This window comes from Flavobacterium macacae (genome assembly GCF_003865365.1).
Taxonomy (GTDB): Bacteria; Bacteroidota; Bacteroidia; order Flavobacteriales; family Flavobacteriaceae; genus Flavobacterium; species Flavobacterium macacae.
In genome coordinates this window covers 61,926-62,690 of record NZ_RQVR01000016.1, presented here as the reverse complement: position 1 = coordinate 62,690, position 765 = coordinate 61,926, and the positions used below count along the sequence as shown (strand labels likewise).

General features: G+C 34.5%; 2 protein-coding genes. Both read right to left on the bottom strand.

Going from position 1 to position 765, the window contains the following annotated elements:
• Positions 1-400 (bottom strand): IS3 family transposase (locus tag EG849_RS12960; RefSeq protein ID WP_158611952.1); only part of this gene is annotated, 400 nt, incomplete at its 3' end.
• Between the two features lie 65 nt (positions 401-465).
• On the bottom strand, positions 466-765 hold a 300-nt coding region (locus EG849_RS12955; RefSeq protein ID WP_125013519.1), incomplete at its 5' end, for a transposase.

Genomic DNA, 765 nt, shown 5'->3' with positions numbered 1-765 from the left:
TTTTTCTATCATATAAATCCATAATAGCTGTCAGGTATACAAACCCCTCTTTAGTTTGGATATATGTAATATCCGAAACCCAAGCTTTTGAAGGCATTTTGACAAGAAACTCTCTGTTTAATACATTTTCGACAACTAAATAATTATGATTTGAGTTGGTTGTAACTTTGAACTTCTTGCTTAATTTGCTTCGTAAGCCAAGTTCTTTCATATATTTTGCCACTGTAATTCTTGAAACTTTATAACCTAAATACTGTAATTCCAATGCTATTCTAGGACTTCCATATCTTTGTTTGGCTGCAAAATAAATCAATGATATCTGTTCTTTTATGGCAATTTTTAGTTGTTGTCTTGCTGTGATTGCTTGTTTTTTCCATCGGTAATAACTTCCGTTGCTCACTTGTAGAACTTTGCACATTTTTTCAATCGGGAATAGTTGTTCATTGCTTTTTATGAAACTATAAATCATCGACCGCTCTTGGAAAAAATGCCGATTGCTTTTTTTAATATATCACGCTCCAACTCGGCATCTTTGAGTCTTTTCTCAAGTTCGTGAATTTTTTCTTGCTCGGGGGTGAGTTTTAAATTTCCTTTCCCAGGAAAACTTCCCTCTCCAAACTCTTCGAACTCTTTACGCCATTTATACAACTGTGGGGCTGTTACTCCTAACTCTCTAGCGAGTTCTGATATGTTTGTCCTATCATAACTCAATTGGACTGCTTTCTCTTTAAAAGCCTTGTCATAAATTTTGCGCTTCTGTTTCAT